Annotated in this window: 14 protein-coding genes; 12 read left to right on the plus strand and 2 right to left on the minus strand. The window is 63.3% G+C overall.

Annotation, left to right across the window (positions count from 1 at the left end):
- Nucleotides 1-81 precede the first annotated feature (81 nt).
- The 3 genes from JQ597_RS16080 (at nucleotide 82) to JQ597_RS16090 (ending at nucleotide 3,062) form a co-directional block, all read left to right on the plus strand.
- Nucleotides 82-459 carry a hypothetical protein gene (locus tag JQ597_RS16080; protein ID WP_212265238.1) on the plus strand — a complete coding sequence of 126 codons (378 nt, stop codon included), beginning with the start codon at nucleotides 82-84 and terminating at the stop codon, nucleotides 457-459.
- Between the two features lie 104 nt (nucleotides 460-563).
- Nucleotides 564-1,535: a glycoside hydrolase family 16 protein gene (locus JQ597_RS16085; protein WP_502754470.1), complete on the plus strand. Its 972-nt coding sequence runs from the start codon at nucleotides 564-566 to the stop codon at nucleotides 1,533-1,535.
- 57 nt (nucleotides 1,536-1,592) lie between these two features.
- Complete coding sequence (locus tag JQ597_RS16090) at nucleotides 1,593-3,062, plus strand: GH1 family beta-glucosidase (RefSeq protein WP_212265239.1); 1,470 nt, start codon at nucleotides 1,593-1,595, stop codon at nucleotides 3,060-3,062.
- Between the two features lie 6 nt (nucleotides 3,063-3,068).
- Here the strand turns inward: JQ597_RS16090 and JQ597_RS16095 are convergent, their stop codons facing one another.
- Entirely contained in the window at nucleotides 3,069-3,305 is a 237-nt protein-coding gene (locus tag JQ597_RS16095; RefSeq protein ID WP_212265240.1) for a hypothetical protein, read from the minus strand.
- 101 nt (nucleotides 3,306-3,406) lie between these two features.
- Here JQ597_RS16095 and JQ597_RS16100 point away from each other — a divergent pair, with 101 nt between their 5' ends.
- The 9 genes from JQ597_RS16100 (at nucleotide 3,407) to JQ597_RS16140 (ending at nucleotide 14,340) form a co-directional block, all read left to right on the plus strand.
- Nucleotides 3,407-3,727: a helix-turn-helix domain-containing protein gene (locus tag JQ597_RS16100; protein ID WP_212265241.1), complete on the plus strand. Its 321-nt coding sequence runs from the start codon at nucleotides 3,407-3,409 to the stop codon at nucleotides 3,725-3,727.
- A gap of 246 nt (nucleotides 3,728-3,973) precedes the next feature.
- Nucleotides 3,974-4,690: an outer membrane protein gene (locus JQ597_RS16105; protein WP_212265242.1), complete on the plus strand. Its 717-nt coding sequence runs from the start codon at nucleotides 3,974-3,976 to the stop codon at nucleotides 4,688-4,690.
- 237 nt (nucleotides 4,691-4,927) lie between these two features.
- On the plus strand, nucleotides 4,928-7,072 hold the full coding sequence (locus JQ597_RS16110) for a methyl-accepting chemotaxis protein (RefSeq protein ID WP_212265243.1): 2,145 nt from the start codon (nucleotides 4,928-4,930) through the stop codon (nucleotides 7,070-7,072).
- A 137-nt stretch (nucleotides 7,073-7,209) separates the two neighbouring features.
- A complete protein-coding gene (locus tag JQ597_RS16115) occupies nucleotides 7,210-8,271 on the plus strand; it encodes an MBL fold metallo-hydrolase (protein ID WP_212265244.1) in 1,062 nt (353 codons plus the stop codon).
- 129 nt (nucleotides 8,272-8,400) lie between these two features.
- Entirely contained in the window at nucleotides 8,401-8,649 is a 249-nt protein-coding gene (locus tag JQ597_RS16120; protein ID WP_212265245.1) for a hypothetical protein, read from the plus strand.
- Between the two features lie 67 nt (nucleotides 8,650-8,716).
- Nucleotides 8,717-9,013, plus strand: a complete 297-nt coding sequence (locus JQ597_RS16125; RefSeq protein ID WP_212265246.1) for a hypothetical protein — start codon at nucleotides 8,717-8,719, stop codon at nucleotides 9,011-9,013.
- Between the two features lie 26 nt (nucleotides 9,014-9,039).
- On the plus strand, nucleotides 9,040-9,240 hold the full coding sequence (locus tag JQ597_RS16130) for a hypothetical protein (RefSeq protein WP_192735352.1): 201 nt from the start codon (nucleotides 9,040-9,042) through the stop codon (nucleotides 9,238-9,240).
- A 221-nt stretch (nucleotides 9,241-9,461) separates the two neighbouring features.
- Nucleotides 9,462-10,691: a 5-aminolevulinate synthase gene (hemA, locus tag JQ597_RS16135; RefSeq protein WP_212265247.1), complete on the plus strand. Its 1,230-nt coding sequence runs from the start codon at nucleotides 9,462-9,464 to the stop codon at nucleotides 10,689-10,691.
- Between the two features lie 139 nt (nucleotides 10,692-10,830).
- A complete protein-coding gene (locus JQ597_RS16140) occupies nucleotides 10,831-14,340 on the plus strand; it encodes a PAS domain-containing hybrid sensor histidine kinase/response regulator (protein WP_212265248.1) in 3,510 nt (1,169 codons plus the stop codon).
- 32 nt (nucleotides 14,341-14,372) lie between these two features.
- Here the strand turns inward: JQ597_RS16140 and JQ597_RS16145 are convergent, their stop codons facing one another.
- A complete protein-coding gene (locus JQ597_RS16145; protein ID WP_212265249.1) occupies nucleotides 14,373-15,047 on the minus strand; it encodes an HAD family hydrolase in 675 nt (224 codons plus the stop codon).
- Between the last annotated feature and the right edge of the window lie 10 nt (nucleotides 15,048-15,057).

The following is a 15,057-nucleotide window of genomic DNA, read 5'->3' on the forward strand; positions in this document are numbered from 1 at the left end:
GCGCGCGTCCAAATCCGGATTATGATAGCCCTCATTTGGGGAGACCTTGATCGGGTTTGCATGAAAATGAGGAAGTTGACTATGCGCTTTTCCAAAGTCGCGGCCCTGGCGCTGATCGTTGCAGCCACGAGCGTGGCGCCGGCATCTTCGGCGCCGGCCGCTTCTGATTGTTCGGCATCAACGACACTGGCGAATTGGGGCGAGAACTCGACCGGCGACATTGACATCGCGGCCGGGGAAAGCTGCGTGTTTCCGATCAAGATCCGCGGCACGGTGACCAGCTCTGAAATTTCGCAAAAGCCGGCACGCGGCAAGCTGAAGAAGCTCGACGCGTCCACTTACGAATACAGGGCGAAGGCGAAATACAAGGGGAGCGACACGTTTGTGATCAAGGCAACGGGCAAGGGGCCGACGGCGTCAGGCACGTCGATCATTACCGTGAACGCGACGATCAAATAGCCGCATCCTTTTCGATTCCGCGATCTGCTATGTGTTTCGCCCGTCGACTTCAGCGCATGCGCGAACCCCGGGATTCGTATGCGCGAACCCTGGGGATCAAGAGGTTGAGGCCGCACGCTCTCGCATTGATCGGCTGTCTTTTCACGGCCATGCCGGCTTATCCGCAAAGCGATCCCACGCTGGCGCTAGCCGAGCTCACCTTGCAGGTGCCGACCCGCGCGCTCGGCGATCAGTGCCGCAAGATCGAAGCGGGCGATCCGCTCATGCCGGTGTCGCTGCATCGGACCTTCCACGATGATTTCGACGTGCATCCGCTGGTCGAGGCACGGTGGGTACCGCACTACGCCGGTGGCGCCGCCTGGCCGCAGTCGCGCTACTGGGGCGGCGAAGGCTCCGATTTCAAGCGCAAGACCAGCTATAATGGCGAACAGCAGATCTATGTCGATTCGGTGTATGGCGGGCGGGGCACGGTGCCGCTCGGGCTCGATCCGTTCCGCGTACGGGGCGGCATTCTCTCGATCATCGCCAGCAGGACTCCGCCCGACTTGCGGTCCCTGCTGTTCAACAATGAATATATCTCGGGCATCCTGACCACGCAGAGCAAGTTCACGCAGAAGTACGGCTATTTCGAAATGCGCTCCAAGATACCGGCAGGCGTCGGCGTGTGGCCGGCGTTCTGGATGCTCGCCGATGACGGCGGCTGGCCGCCGGAAATCGACATCATGGAGGGCCGCGGACAGCAGCACGACAACATCGTGATGACCACGCATTGGCGGATCCCGGCCACCGGGCGGGTCGAGCGCTGTGGGTTCGACTTCATGGTTGCCGATACTAGGAGCGAATTCCACAATTATGGTGTGCTGTGGCAGCGCGATCGCATCATCTATTTCATCGACCGCCAGCCGGTGTCGGAGATCAAGGTCCCGGTCGGTTTCGACGCTCCCATGTACATGATCGTCAACCTTGCGATGGGCTCGAAAACGATGGAGGGCGTCGGATTCGTCGACGGCCTGTCTCCCAATGTCGTGGAATTCGAAATCGACCGGATTTCGGCTTATCAAATTGATACATACTGATCATTGCAATCGGCCGGGACGCGCACGCCGGCAGCACCGAAGCTGACGGAGAACGTAATGTCCGGGAAATTCTCGCGCCGGCAATTTGCCAAGCTGGCGGGCCTCTCCGCGCTTGGTCTGGCGGCGACATCGGCGAATGCGGCCCCAAAACAAAGAACGGCCGCCGACCCGCACGCCCCTGCCCGTTTCCCGAAAGACTTTCGCTGGGGCACCGCGACATCGGCCTATCAGATCGAGGGCGCCGTCAACGAGGACGGCCGCGGCCGCTCGATCTGGGACACCTTCGCCCACACCCCGGGCAAGATCGAGGACAAGACCACCGGGGACCGCGCCAACGAACACTATCATCGCTACAAGGAAGACGTCGGCCTGATGCGCGATCTCGGCGTCAAGCACTACCGCTTCTCGATCGCGTGGCCGCGGGTGTTTCCGGAAGGCACCGGCAAACCCAATCCCAAGGGCCTCGATTTCTATAACCGCCTGCTCGACGAACTCCTGGCCAAAGGCATCGAACCCTACGCGACGCTGTATCATTGGGACTTGCCGCAGGCGTTGCAGGACCGTGTCGGCGGCTGGCAGTCCACCGACACCTCAAAAGCGTTCGCGGATTACGCCGGCTATGTCGCGGAGCGTTTGACCGACCGCGTCAAATACATCTTCACGCTGAACGAAGCCGGACGTTTCCTGAATTTCGGCTACGGATGGGGCATCGACGCGCCCGGCCTCAAACTGCCGGCGGCGGAATTGAACCAGGCACGGCATAACGTCGTATTGGGCCACGGCCTTGCGGTGCAGGCGATCCGCGCCCGCGGGCGCGCCGGCACCAAGGTCGGCCCGGCCGAGAACATCGCGACCTGCGTGCCGGCCTTCGACACGCCCGAAAACGTCCGCGCCGCCGAGATCGCGACCCGCGAACTGAACTCAGGCCTGCTCGGCGTGATGCTGGAAGGCAAATACACCGACGGCTTCCTCGAATATGCCGGCAAGGACGCGCCGAAGTTCACCGCCGAGGAATTGAAGATCATCGGCTCGCCCAATGATTTCGTCGGCCTCAACATCTACGCGCCGCAATTCTACATCGCAGCGTCCGACAAGAAGCCGGGTTGGTCGGTGCTGCCCTTCCCCGCCTCGTTTCCGCACATGAGTGCCGACTGGCTGCATATCGGTCCCGAAACGATCTATTGGGCGCCGCGGCTCGCGGCCAAGGTCTGGAACATCAAGACGATCTACATTACCGAGAACGGCACCTCGTCGGAGGACAAGGTGCATGCCGACGGCAAGATCTACGATCTCGACCGCATCATGTACCTGCGCAATTATTTGCGGCAGCTGCAGCGCGCCGTGGCCGAGGGCGTGCCGGTCCGCGGCTATTTCCTGTGGACGCTGATGGACAATTTCGAATGGATCTACGGCTACGAAAAGCGCTTCGGGCTCATCCACGTCGATTTTGAAACCCAGCGCCGGACGCCGAAGCTCAGTGCGTCGTTTTATCGCGACGTGGTGACGCGCAACGCGATCGGCGCCTGAAGCCGCTCAATGATAGCGCACCAGCTGCGGCTGGGGCATCGAAGTCTCGTGTGATGGCGCGCGATCACCTTTGACTGCCACAGTCACGGCGCGTTCATGCCGCACGGTCCGCGACGATTCGTGGCTGATAAACATGCTGGCGGCGCCGACCATCAAGACGACATAAAGGCCGAAGATGCCACCGACCCAGCGCCAGTAGATCCGGCGGCTGTCGGGGGTCAGGCTTTCGATCAAGCTGCGCATGACTGCCTCCTCCTCGAGGAACTGATGGCGCTGCGTATAGCTTGCACTCCGGCCCCGGTGTGTGACGTACTTCACAGAAGCCGCTTTAAAATGGAGAACCCGTGACCGGTCCGGAACTGAAGAAACTGCGCGAAGACCTCGGTGAGGCGATCGGCCAACCCCTTGGCGTGGCCGACATGGCCAAGCTCTGCGGGTTGCCGCCTGAAGACGGCGCCAACACGATTCGGAAATGGGAAGTCACCGGCCCGACCGGCCCCGTCGCCGAACTGCTGCGCATCCTGGCGATGGCCAGCGACTGCTATCCCATCCTCGACATGTTCAACGTGTTTGACCGCCATGACGTCGCCGAAAAGGACCGGCCGGCACGGCGGCAGGCGTTCCGCGAGCAGATGCGCGGCGACGTGCGGCGGCGCATTGCCTAAGGCAAGCTTTCGCGCCGCGCCCGAGAGACCCGATTTTAAGGCTTCATTAAGCTGGCCTTAGGACGCCGTTAAGCACAGAAAATAGGACTTCATTAAGCACAAAAAACGTTTGCTCTCCAATGGGTTGGGTAATCGACCGGTGTGCCCGGCAAGTGACAGCATTTTATTCAAAAGCTGTCTAACTGCACGCCATGGACGGCGCCCGGCATGTGGCGCCTCCCAACGATTTTCCGGAGACCCACGACCATGAAGAAGTTCCTGCTCGCTATCGTCGCTCTTGCAGCCCTCGGCGCGGCGTCCCCGGCGCTCGGCGCCGACATGGGCGCACGGCCCTACTACAACAAGGCGCCGGCCTATGCCGCGCCGCTCTACAACTGGACCGGGTTCTATCTCGGCGCCCATATCGGCGGCGCGTTCGCGAGTAGCAACACTTTCAACGGTCTCGTGCTCAGCGACCACAGCGCCCGCCTGCTCGGCGGCGTGCAGGCCGGCGCCGATTATCAGTTCGCGCCGAACTGGGTCGTCGGCGCCGAGGGGCAGTACAGCTGGCTCGGCGACAACAACCTCAATGCGATTTTCCCCAACGGCTTGGTCTATAACCACGATCGGCGCGCGATCGCGTCGATCACCGGCCGGGTCGGCTACACCTGGGGTCCGGGCATGCTCTACGTCAAAGGCGGCTACGCCTATTCGAACAATCGCGACACCCTGACCTTTGCCGGCGTGCCGGTCGCGTTCACGCTCGATAAGAATCACAGCAATGGCTACACCGTCGGCGCCGGCGTCGAATACATGTTTGCCCCGAACTGGTCGGCCAAGGCCGAATACATGTACTACGATTTCGGCACTACCCGCTTCGTGACCCCGGTCGCGCTGGTCCCCTTTGGCACCTTCCATAACGACGAGCATACGTTGAAGGTTGGCGTCAATTATCGCTTCAACTTCGCAGGCGCGCGCTACTGATCGCTTCTACAGGGAGGCGCGAAAAGGCCGGCTTGAACGCCGGCCTTTTTGTTTGCGGCATGTTGTTTACGCCATGGCGTTTTCCAGCGAAGCGGCTTCCTATTTTCAAACATTGTTCGATGGCGGGCCGGCGCTCAAATCGCGAAAAGCGTCCGCATTTTCCCGACTTGTTAACCGGGTACCACGATACTGCCGCGCGGGGAATCATCCAGGGATAGCGGGACGGGGCGGCGGCAAATGGCGTTACGATTCGGCATCGGCAAGATCAGGCTCAAGGGTTTCAGCTTTCCGAAATTCGGCGTCAGGGGCAGCCTGTTTGCCGCCTTCGCCGTCATCGCCGGCATGGCGATCGTGATCAGCGCCGGCGCCGGCCTGGTGCTCGGACATCTCGGCGGCGCCATGGTCGACCTGAGCGGACGGGACATCCCCCGCCTCGCGGCCAGCCTGCAATTGTCGGCGGAAAGCGCCAGTCTTGCCAGCCAGGGCCCGGGGCTGCTCGCCTCCCGCAGCGAGGAGATGCTGAACGAACGCTCCAAAAAAATGCAGGAGACCCAGCGCATCACCCTGCAAAGGCTTGCCGAGATCACCAAGCTCGGCACCAACAAGGATACCGTCGCAGCCCTCACCGAGACGGTGAAGAACATCGAGGACATGATCAAGAGTCTCGGCGGCGCGGCACGCGAACGGCTGGAAACCGGCGCCCAGCACGAAAAACTGTATGAAGCGCTGCGCACGGCCCAGGCCGCGTTCGTCAAGGCCGCCGCGCCCGCGATGGTCGACGCCCAGACCCAGCTCAGCAGCATCTTCGGCGCCGCCAGCTTCAATCAGGACGAAGCCACCAAGGCGGAGATAACGGTCGAGCAGATCAGCGACATCATCGCCGCCGGCAATCTGACCGCATTCAACATGATGGCCGCGCTTTCATCCGAGAGCAGCGACACGCTCGAGACCATCGAGAAGCAAACCCGCACTGCGCAGCAGCGCGTGAAATCGAACCTCGACCAGCTTCCCAAGGGTTCGCTGACGACGGCACTGAGCAACGCCTCGAAAGCCCTGCTGGGGCTCGGCGAAGGCAAGACCGGCGTCTTCAAGGTTCGCCAGAAGGAACTGGACGCCACGGATTACGGCCAGACCATTTTGGAAGAAACCCGCAAGCTCAATGTCGGCCTCGGCATCAGCGTGCAGCAACTGGTGGACGGGGTGCGCGGCGAGACCGACGCCTCGACCCAGCAGGCGGGCAAGGAGATTTCACTGGCGACCACGGTCATGCTCGCGCTCGGTGCGGCCACCCTGATCGGATCGGTGCTGTTCGTCTGGCTCTATGTCGGCCGCAACATTCTGCGGCGCATCGGCAATCTGCAGCGTTCGATGCAGCTGCTCTCCAGCGGCGACCTCGAATCGGAAATCTATCAGTCCAGCCAGAAGGACGAGATCGCGGCGATGGCCAATTCGCTGCACGTGTTCCGCGAGAGCATGATCCAGAGCCGGGCGCTCACCGCCGACCAGGACCAGGATCGCATCGCCAAGGCCGAGCGCGCCTCCCGCATGGAAGCCCGCATCGTCGAGTTCGAAACCACGGTGCGCACGGCGCTGGACAGTTTGCAGGAAGCGGCCGGCTCGATGCAGACCACCGCGCAGAGCATGTCGGCGACCGCCGATCAGTCCAGCGCGCTGGTGAGCGCGGTGGCCTCCGCCGCCGAGGAAACCTCGGTCAACGTGCAGACCGTGTCGTCGGGCACCGAGGAACTGTCGTCGTCGATCGAGGAAATCGGCCGCCAGGTCGTCACCTCGGCGGAGATTGCCCGCAAGGCGGTCGAGGAAGCCGGCGCCACCGATGCCACCATGCAGGGCCTGGCCGACAACGCCGCCCGCATCAGCGTGGTGGTCGATTTGATCCAGACCATCGCCTCGCAGACCAATTTGCTGGCGCTGAACGCCACCATCGAAGCCGCGCGCGCCGGTGAAGCGGGCCGCGGATTCGCCGTGGTCGCCTCCGAGGTCAAGAGCCTCGCCACCCAGACCGCGAAGGCCACCGACGAGATCCGCCAGCAGATCGTCAGCATGCAGACGGTGACGACATCGGCGGTGTCAGCGATCCGCAGCATCTCTACCACGATCGGCGAGATCAACGACGTCACGACAGCGATCGCGGCGGCGGTAGAGGAGCAGGGCGCGGCGACGCGCGAGATCGCGCGCAACATTTCGCATGCCGCCGGCGGCACCAGCGAGGTTTCCAGCAACATCGTCGGCGTCTCCAGCGCCTCGACCGAAGCCGGCTCCGCCGCCAGCGAAGTCTTGACCGCCTCCGGCGCGCTCCGCCGCGAAGCCGACGTGCTGCGCGCGGAGATCGACGCGTTTTTGGGGAATATCCGGGCGGCTTAGATGGCTGTCGTCATTCCGGGATGGTGCGTTAGCACCAGACCCGGAATGACGGTGCAAATAATACCCATGCCTTTTATCCCACCGGGCACCTGCTTTTTCGGCTAGCGCCGCACCAATTGTGCGGGTAAGTCGGTGGGATGCACTCGAAAACCGACCCCGTTCAGTCCTCCGCCGAGGCCCTGCGATACCCCTGGGAACATCACCCCGGCCAGGATCAGGTCGTCGAGGTGCTGCCGGGCGTGTTGTGGGTCCGGCTCAAGCTGCCGTTCCGGCTCAATCATGTGAACATCTACCTGCTCGCCGACGGCGACGGCTGGGCGATGATCGATTCCGGGTTCGGCAATGAGGAAACCATCGAAGCCTGGACCACGCTGTTCGAGGGCCCGCTCCGGAACGTGAAAATCTCCCGCCTGATCGTGACCCATTCGCACCCCGATCACGTCGGTCTGGCAGGCTGGGTCACGGAGCGCTTCGACTGTCCCTTGCAGATGTCGCAGGTCGAATACCTGCAGTCGGTCTATCACCAGAACCGCGGCACCGAGGAGCGCCGCAACGCGCAGCGGCTGTTTTTCCGCCGTCACGGCATGGACGAGAGCCTGACCGATACGCTGCTGAGCCGCGGCCAGGATTATCTGAAGCAGGTGTCGATCCTGCCGCCGTCCTATCGCCGCATCGCGCATGGCGACGAGATTTCCATCGGCACGCGGCGCTTCAAGGTCATCACCGGCGGCGGCCACGCGCTCGACCAGGTGATGCTGTATTGCGCCGCCGACAAACTGTTCCTTTCCGCCGACCAGGTGCTGAGCAAGATCTCGCCCAATGTCAGCGTCTGGGCGGTCGAGCCTAACCAGAACTCGCTCGGGGAATATCTGGCCTCGCTGGCGAGCCTCACCACCACGCTGCCCTATGACGTGATGGTGCTGCCCGGCCATGGCGTGCCGTTCTACGGCCTCAAGACCCGAATCAAGCAGCTGGCCGATCATCACGAGGACCGCTGCCGCCTGATCGCCGAAGCCTGCCGGACCGTGCCGCAGACCTCGAAGGAACTGGTGCCGGTCGTGTTCCACAAGCACGTGCTGGACGCTCACCAGATGGGCTTTGCCGCCGGCGAACTGATCGCCCACGTCAACTACATGCTGGTCGAGGGACGTCTGACCTCAGAGGTCACCGACGGCGTGCTGTATTTCCGGACCACCTGACACGCCCAACTAATCCATAGCTATTGGGCCTAAAAGGGCGCACGGTCGCGCCATGCTATCCCGGCTGTCGTGCCAGACGAACTTCCACATTGAAGCCTTTCCCAGCGGCGGCATTGATTTGACGCCGTCATGCTGACGCGCGCGGCGCTGCTTTTTGAGAACGGACTGCCTGATCTTCCGGCGCTGCTGATCGAGCCGCATCGCAATCCCGGCGGAATTTGGCGCATCAAATTCAGCTATGAGGCGAGCGAGCCGCTTTCGATGAGCGCGGTGCAGGCATCGAATATGGCAGCGGCGCTTCAGGAGATCGGAGAGGCCGAACTGGCTGACGAGATCGACGGCGCGCTGAAGAGCGCGGTTCGCTATTCGTCGATGTGACTTTCTGATGTGACCTTCCGAAATGTAACTTTTTGTCCCGGGTGATTACGCCCGCAAAGGAAAATAGATGAAAATAATTGTCGCCGTCCTGGCGCTGTGCGCCTTCGCACAGAACGCGTTCGCTGCAAGCCCGGAATGCCGCGCGGTCGAAGGCAACAGCGCACGGCTCGCCTGCTACGACGCAGCGCAGCCTCCGAAAATCGCAACGCCCAAGGAAATATCCAAGGAAATATCCAGCGAAAAATCCAAGGAAAAACCCAGGGCGATCGAGAGCGACGCCTCACGACCCGAATACAAGGATCCCTTCCTCGCGGAGAACGCCCGCACCACGTCCAAACTGAACAATATCTGTCGCGGCTGCTGAGCCACGGCCGACGAAGAAGGACGACAATGGCCAAAGTGTCGGACTATCGAATCATTACCTTTCAGCGGCAGCCCGGACTTTGGCGGGCCAATATGACGCCTATCGTCCAGCCCCCGACGATCACGCGGGGCGCGGCGATCCGGGGCTTTGTGACGGCCGAAGACAGCAAGTCCGAAGACGACGCCTTGATCGCGGCCAATCGCGCCATCAGGGAACTCGATTCCTGAACCGGCTCGGCCGCCCCTTGGATTACTCGTGGTTTCAGCCGCACCGCCAAAATACCAGGACCGCAAATCGCGCCTAGCGCGTTGATCGATATCAATATTTGCCCTGCCTCGGGTGCATCCCGGAGGCCCGCTGAAATGTGGGATTTCACATAGACACCAAACCTGGAAAAGCTCTAAAAAGAGCCCACGCCGCTCCGGCCGGTTCCGTTTCAGGTCTTGTGATGGATTACAGCAAATTCTTCTCCGCCGCCCTCAACCGCCTGCATGACGAGCGGCGCTACCGGGTTTTCGCCGACCTCGAGCGGATCGCAGGCCGCTTCCCGCATGCGGTCTGGCACTCGCCGAAGGGCCAGCGCAACGTCGTGATCTGGTGCTCCAACGACTATCTCGGCATGGGCCAGCACCCGAAAGTGGTCGGCGCCATGGTCGAGACCGCGACCCGTGTCGGCACCGGCGCCGGCGGCACCCGCAACATCGCCGGAACCCATCACCCGCTGGTGCAGCTGGAGGCCGAACTGGCCGATCTGCACGGCAAGGAAGCCTCGCTGCTGTTCACCTCGGGCTATGTCTCCAACCAGACCGGCATCGCGACCATCGCCAAGCTGATTCCGAACTGCCTCATTCTGTCCGACGCGCTCAACCACAATTCGATGATCGAAGGCGTGCGCCAGGCCGGCTGCGATCGCCAGATCTTCCGCCACAGCGACATGGCGCATCTGGAAGAGCTGTTGATTGCCGCAGGCCCCGACCGGCCCAAGCTGATCGCCTGCGAGAGCCTTTATTCGATGGACGGCGACATCGCGCCGCTCGCCAAAATCTGCGATCTCGCCGAAAAATACGGCGCGATGACCTATGTGGACGAAGTGCACGCGGTGGGCATGTACGGCCCGCGCGGCGGCGGCATCGCCGAGCGTGACGGCGTCATGCACCGCATCGACGTGCTCGAAGGCACGCTGGCCAAAGCGTTCGGTTGCCTCGGCGGCTATATCGCAGGGAAGGCCGACATCATCGATGCCGTCCGTTCCTACGCGCCGGGCTTCATCTTCACCACAGCGCTGCCGCCGGCGATCTGCTCGGCCGCGACAGCGGCAATCCGCCACCTGAAAACCTCGACCTGGGAGCGCGAGCGCCACCAGGACCGCGCCGCCCGCGTCAAGGCGATCCTCAACGCCGCGGGCCTGCCCGTGATGTCGAGCGAGACCCACATCGTGCCGCTGTTCGTCGGCGACCCCGAGAACTGCAAGAAGGCGTCCGACATCCTGCTCGAAGAGCACGGCATCTACATCCAGCCGATCAACTATCCGACCGTCGCCAAGGGAACCGAGCGCTTGAGGATCACGCCCTCGCCCTACCATGATGACGGCCTGATCGATCACCTGGCCGACGCGCTGCTGCAGGTCTGGGAGCGCCTTGGCCTGCCGCTGAAGCAGAAATCGCTGGCGGCCGAGTAACCCTACCAATCCGAACTCCGGGAAATTGAGCCGGTAGCGCGGTGCGCTGCCGGCTCAATGCGTTTATACTGGTGCTTCCGGTCCGGCGCGGCGGAACAAGAGGCGCCCGAACAGAGGCCGGGAAGGGAGACAGGCAGCAATGCTGCACGACTGGGGCGTGATCGCCGCCGCATTCGCCTATATCGGACTGCTGTTCTTCGTCGCCAGCTATGGCGACCGCCTGTCGCCGAGCCAACGCGGCCGCGCCAGCATGATGATCTATCCGCTGTCGCTGGCGATCTACTGCACCTCCTGGACCTTCTTCGGCTCGGTCGGCTTCGCCAGCCGCACCAGCGTCGAGTTCCTCGCGATCTATGTCGGCCCGATCCTGATGATCGGATTGTGCACGCCGCTGCTCCGCCGCGTGATCCAGCTGGCCAAATCGCAGAACATCACCTCGATCGCCGACTTTATCGCCGCCCGCTACGGCAAGAGCCAGGCGGTGGCCGCGACCGTGGCCGTCATCGCGATTATCGGATCGGTGCCCTACATCGCGCTCCAGCTCAAGGCGATGTCTTCCTCGCTGGAGACGATCCTGAGCGAAGACAAGCTGTTCTCCTCGATCCCGCTGATAGGCGACATCGCACTGGTGGTGACGCTGGCGATGGCCGTGTTCGCCGTGCTGTTCGGAACCCGCCAGACCGACGCCACCGAACACCAGCACGGGTTGATGCTGGCGATCGCCACCGAATCCCTCGTCAAGCTGGTGGCGTTTCTCGCCGTCGGCCTCTTCGTCACCTTCTGGATGTTCTCGCCGGTCGAACTGATCGAACGCGCGATGAAGACACCGGAAGCGATGCGCGCGATCAACTATTCGCCTTCAATCGGCAATTTCCTGACCATGACGCTGCTGTCGTTCTGCGCGATCATGCTGCTGCCGCGGCAATTTCACGTCAGCGTGGTCGAGAATTCCAGCATCGACGAGGTCAATCGCGCACGCTGGCTGTTTCCGCTTTACCTGGTCGCCATCAATCTCTTCGTGATCCCGATCGCGATCGCCGGCCTCGTCACCTTCCCGTTCGGCGCCGTCGACAGCGACATGTTCGTGCTGGCGTTGCCGATTGAGGGAAACGCTCCCTTGCTCAGCATCGCCGTCTTTGTCGGCGGCCTGTCGGCCGCGACCGCGATGGTGATCGTGGAATGCGTGGCGCTTTCCATCATGGTTTCGAACGACATCGTCTTGCCGCTGGTGCTGCAGCGGAGCCCGCGAACGCGCGTGGGCCAGCAGGATTTCGGCGACTTCCTGCTCAAGGTGCGGCGCTTTGCGATCTTCGCCATCATGGTGATGGCCTATTTCTACTATCGCGCGCTCGGCAGCACCCAACTGGCGGCGATCGGGCTGTTGTCGTTCGCGGCCCTCGCCCAGCTCGCACCGGCCTTCTTCGGCGGCCTGTTCTGGCGGCGGGCCACCGCGCACGGCGCCATGGGCGGCATGCTGGTCGGCGTCGCCGTGTGGACCTATACGCTGTTCCTGCCGAGTTTCCTCGAAACCACCACGGCGGGTTTGCAGTTCCTGCAGCACGGACCGTTCGGCATCGAGGCGCTGCGCCCACGGGCGCTGTTCGGCGCCGATCTGCCGCCGCTGATGCATGGCGTGCTGTGGTCGCTCGGGCTCAACATCCTGACCTACGTCGCGATGTCGATGGCGCGCCAGCCGTCGTCGATCGAACGGTTGCAGGCCGACCTGTTCGTGCCGAGCACGCTGACGCCGATCACGCCGACCTTCCGGCGCTGGCGCACCACGGTCACGGTGCAGGATATCCAGAGCACGGTGGCGCAATATCTCGGCCCCGACCGCGCCCGCCAAGCGTTCGAGACGTTTACCGCCGACCATCCCGGTCATCTCGATCCGGCCGCGCCTGCCGATTTCGAGTTGCTGCAGCACGCCGAACGCCTGATCGCGTCCTCGATCGGGGCGGCCTCCTCGCGCCTCGTGATGTCGCTGTTGCTGCGCAAGCGCACCGTCTCCGCCAAGGCGGCGCTGAAGCTGCTCGACGATTCCCATGCCGCGCTGCATTTCAACCGCGAGATCCTGCAAACCGCGCTGAACCATGTGCGCCAGGGCATTGCGGTATTCGACGCCGATCTGCAGCTGATCTGCTCGAACGCGCAGTTCGGCGAAATCCTCGCGCTGCCGCCGCATCTGGTCCAGCTCGGGATTCCCTTGCAGGAAATCCTCGAATTCATGGACGCCGTCAGCCCGCCCGGCTCCGGCAACAGCGACGCCCTGCTGGCGCTGCGGCTGAAAGCCTACACCACCGAGGGCGAGCCCTATCTGGAACGCCTGCCCGACCGCCACATGGTGATCGAGGTCCGCTCCAACCGGATGCCGGGCGGCGGGCTCGTGATCACCTTCTCCGACGTCACGCCGAGCTTCGAGGCGGCGGAAGCGCTGGAGCGCGCCAATGCGACGCTGGAAAAGCGGGTGCGGGACCGCACCGAGGAACTCACCCGGCTGAATTCCGAACTGGCGCTGGCCAAGAGCACCGCCGAGGACGCCAACATCTCGAAGACCCGGTTTCTCGCGGCCGCCAGCCACGACATCCTGCAGCCGCTGAACGCGGCGCGGCTTTATGTCACGAGCCTTGTCGAGCGCCAGAGCGGCGGCGAGGATTCGCGCCTGGTCGAGAACATCGACGACTCGCTGGAAGCGATCGAGGAAATCCTCGGCGCGCTGCTGGACATCTCGCGGCTCGACGCCGGCGCGATGACCACCTCGATCACCAGCTTCAAGATGGCCGATTTGATGCGGTCGCTGGAAATCGAATTCGCCCCGATCGCCCGCGCCAAGGGGCTGAAGCTGACCTTCGTGCCGTGCTCGCTGCCGGTCGAATCCGACCGCGCGCTGCTGCGCCGGCTGCTGCAGAACTTCATATCCAACGCCATCAAATACACCCCGCGCGGACGGGTGCTGGTCGGCTGTCGCCGCCGCGGGCAAACCCTGCAGATCGGCATCTATGATACCGGCGTCGGAATTCCCGTGCAGAAGCGCGGCGAGATCTTCAAGGAATTCCACCGTCTCGAACAGGGCGCGCGGATCGCGCGCGGGCTCGGCCTCGGGCTCTCGATCGTCGAGCGGCTGGCGCGGGTGCTCAACCACGGCATCGCGCTGGGCGCCAATGCCGGCGGCGGCTCGGTCTTCTCGGTGACGGTGCCGGTCGCCAAGGCGGTCAACTATACCGCCGCGGTCACCAGCGCGACGCCGCTCTCGAAAACGCCGATGAGCGGCGCATTGATCGTCTGCATCGAAAACGATCCGGCGATCCTCGATGGCATGAAGACGCTGCTCACGGCGTGGGACGCAGAGGTGATCGCGGTGGCTGACCCCGAGGCTGCGATCGCCGCGATCGAGACGTCAGGCGGAAGCGTCACCGGCCTTCTGGTCGACTATCACCTCGACCGCGGCAACGGCGTCGCCGCGATCCGCGAGATCCGCCGCCGTTTCGGCGAGAATATTCCGGCCATCCTGATCACGGCGGACCGCAGTCCGAACGTGCGGGCGGCCGCGCGCGAGGAAAATATCGCGGTGCTGAACAAGCCGGTCAAACCGGCATCGCTGCGGGCGCTACTCGGCCAGTGGCGCGCCCAGCAGCTGGTCGCGGCGGAGTAGGCGCGAGCCGTAGCGCGAGATCGTAGCAACCATTACCAATCCATCGTCGCCCCGACCATCCGAGCCAATTCCGGATCGTCGAAGTTCGCGGCCGTCGTGACGGCGCCTGCCGCGACCATGTCAGCATGAGCAAGGCTCGTTCGAATCCCAATCGTCGCGATACCTGCCGCCGACGCCGACTGGATGCCGGAACGAGAATCCTCGAACGCAACGGACAGAGCGGCTGCGGCACCCACCGCGCGCAAGCCTTCCAGATACGGCATTGGATGCGGCTTGCCGTGGGCAAGTTCATCACCGATGACGAGCGCCTTGAACCGATCCGTGATCCCAAGTCCGGAGAGCAACATCTCGGCATTCAGCCGCGGCGCGTTGGTCACCGCGACCATGGGGATGCCAGCGCGATCCGCGCGCGCAAGCAGCGCCAGCAGGCCGGGCAATGGCTGGACTTTCCCGGCAACGAGCTTGCGGAAGGTTGCCTCCTTCTCGCCGATGATCGCGGTCTGGCGCGTCGGCGGCTCCTCGGCCAGAAACCGCGCGCTGATCGAGGCGTTGGAGAAGCCCTGAAGCTCTTTGGTGAACCGCGCGTGATCAAAGGTGTGACCGCGGGGACCGAGGACCCGATTGAACGCTTCCAGATGAAGCGCATCGGTGTCGGCCAGCGTGCCGTCAATGTCGAACAGCAGCGCTTTCCCTGATGCTGGCGGCATTCGGATTTTT

It is taken from the genome of Bradyrhizobium sp. AUGA SZCCT0177, assembly GCF_018130125.1.
In the GTDB taxonomy this organism is placed as follows: domain Bacteria; phylum Pseudomonadota; class Alphaproteobacteria; order Rhizobiales; family Xanthobacteraceae; genus Bradyrhizobium.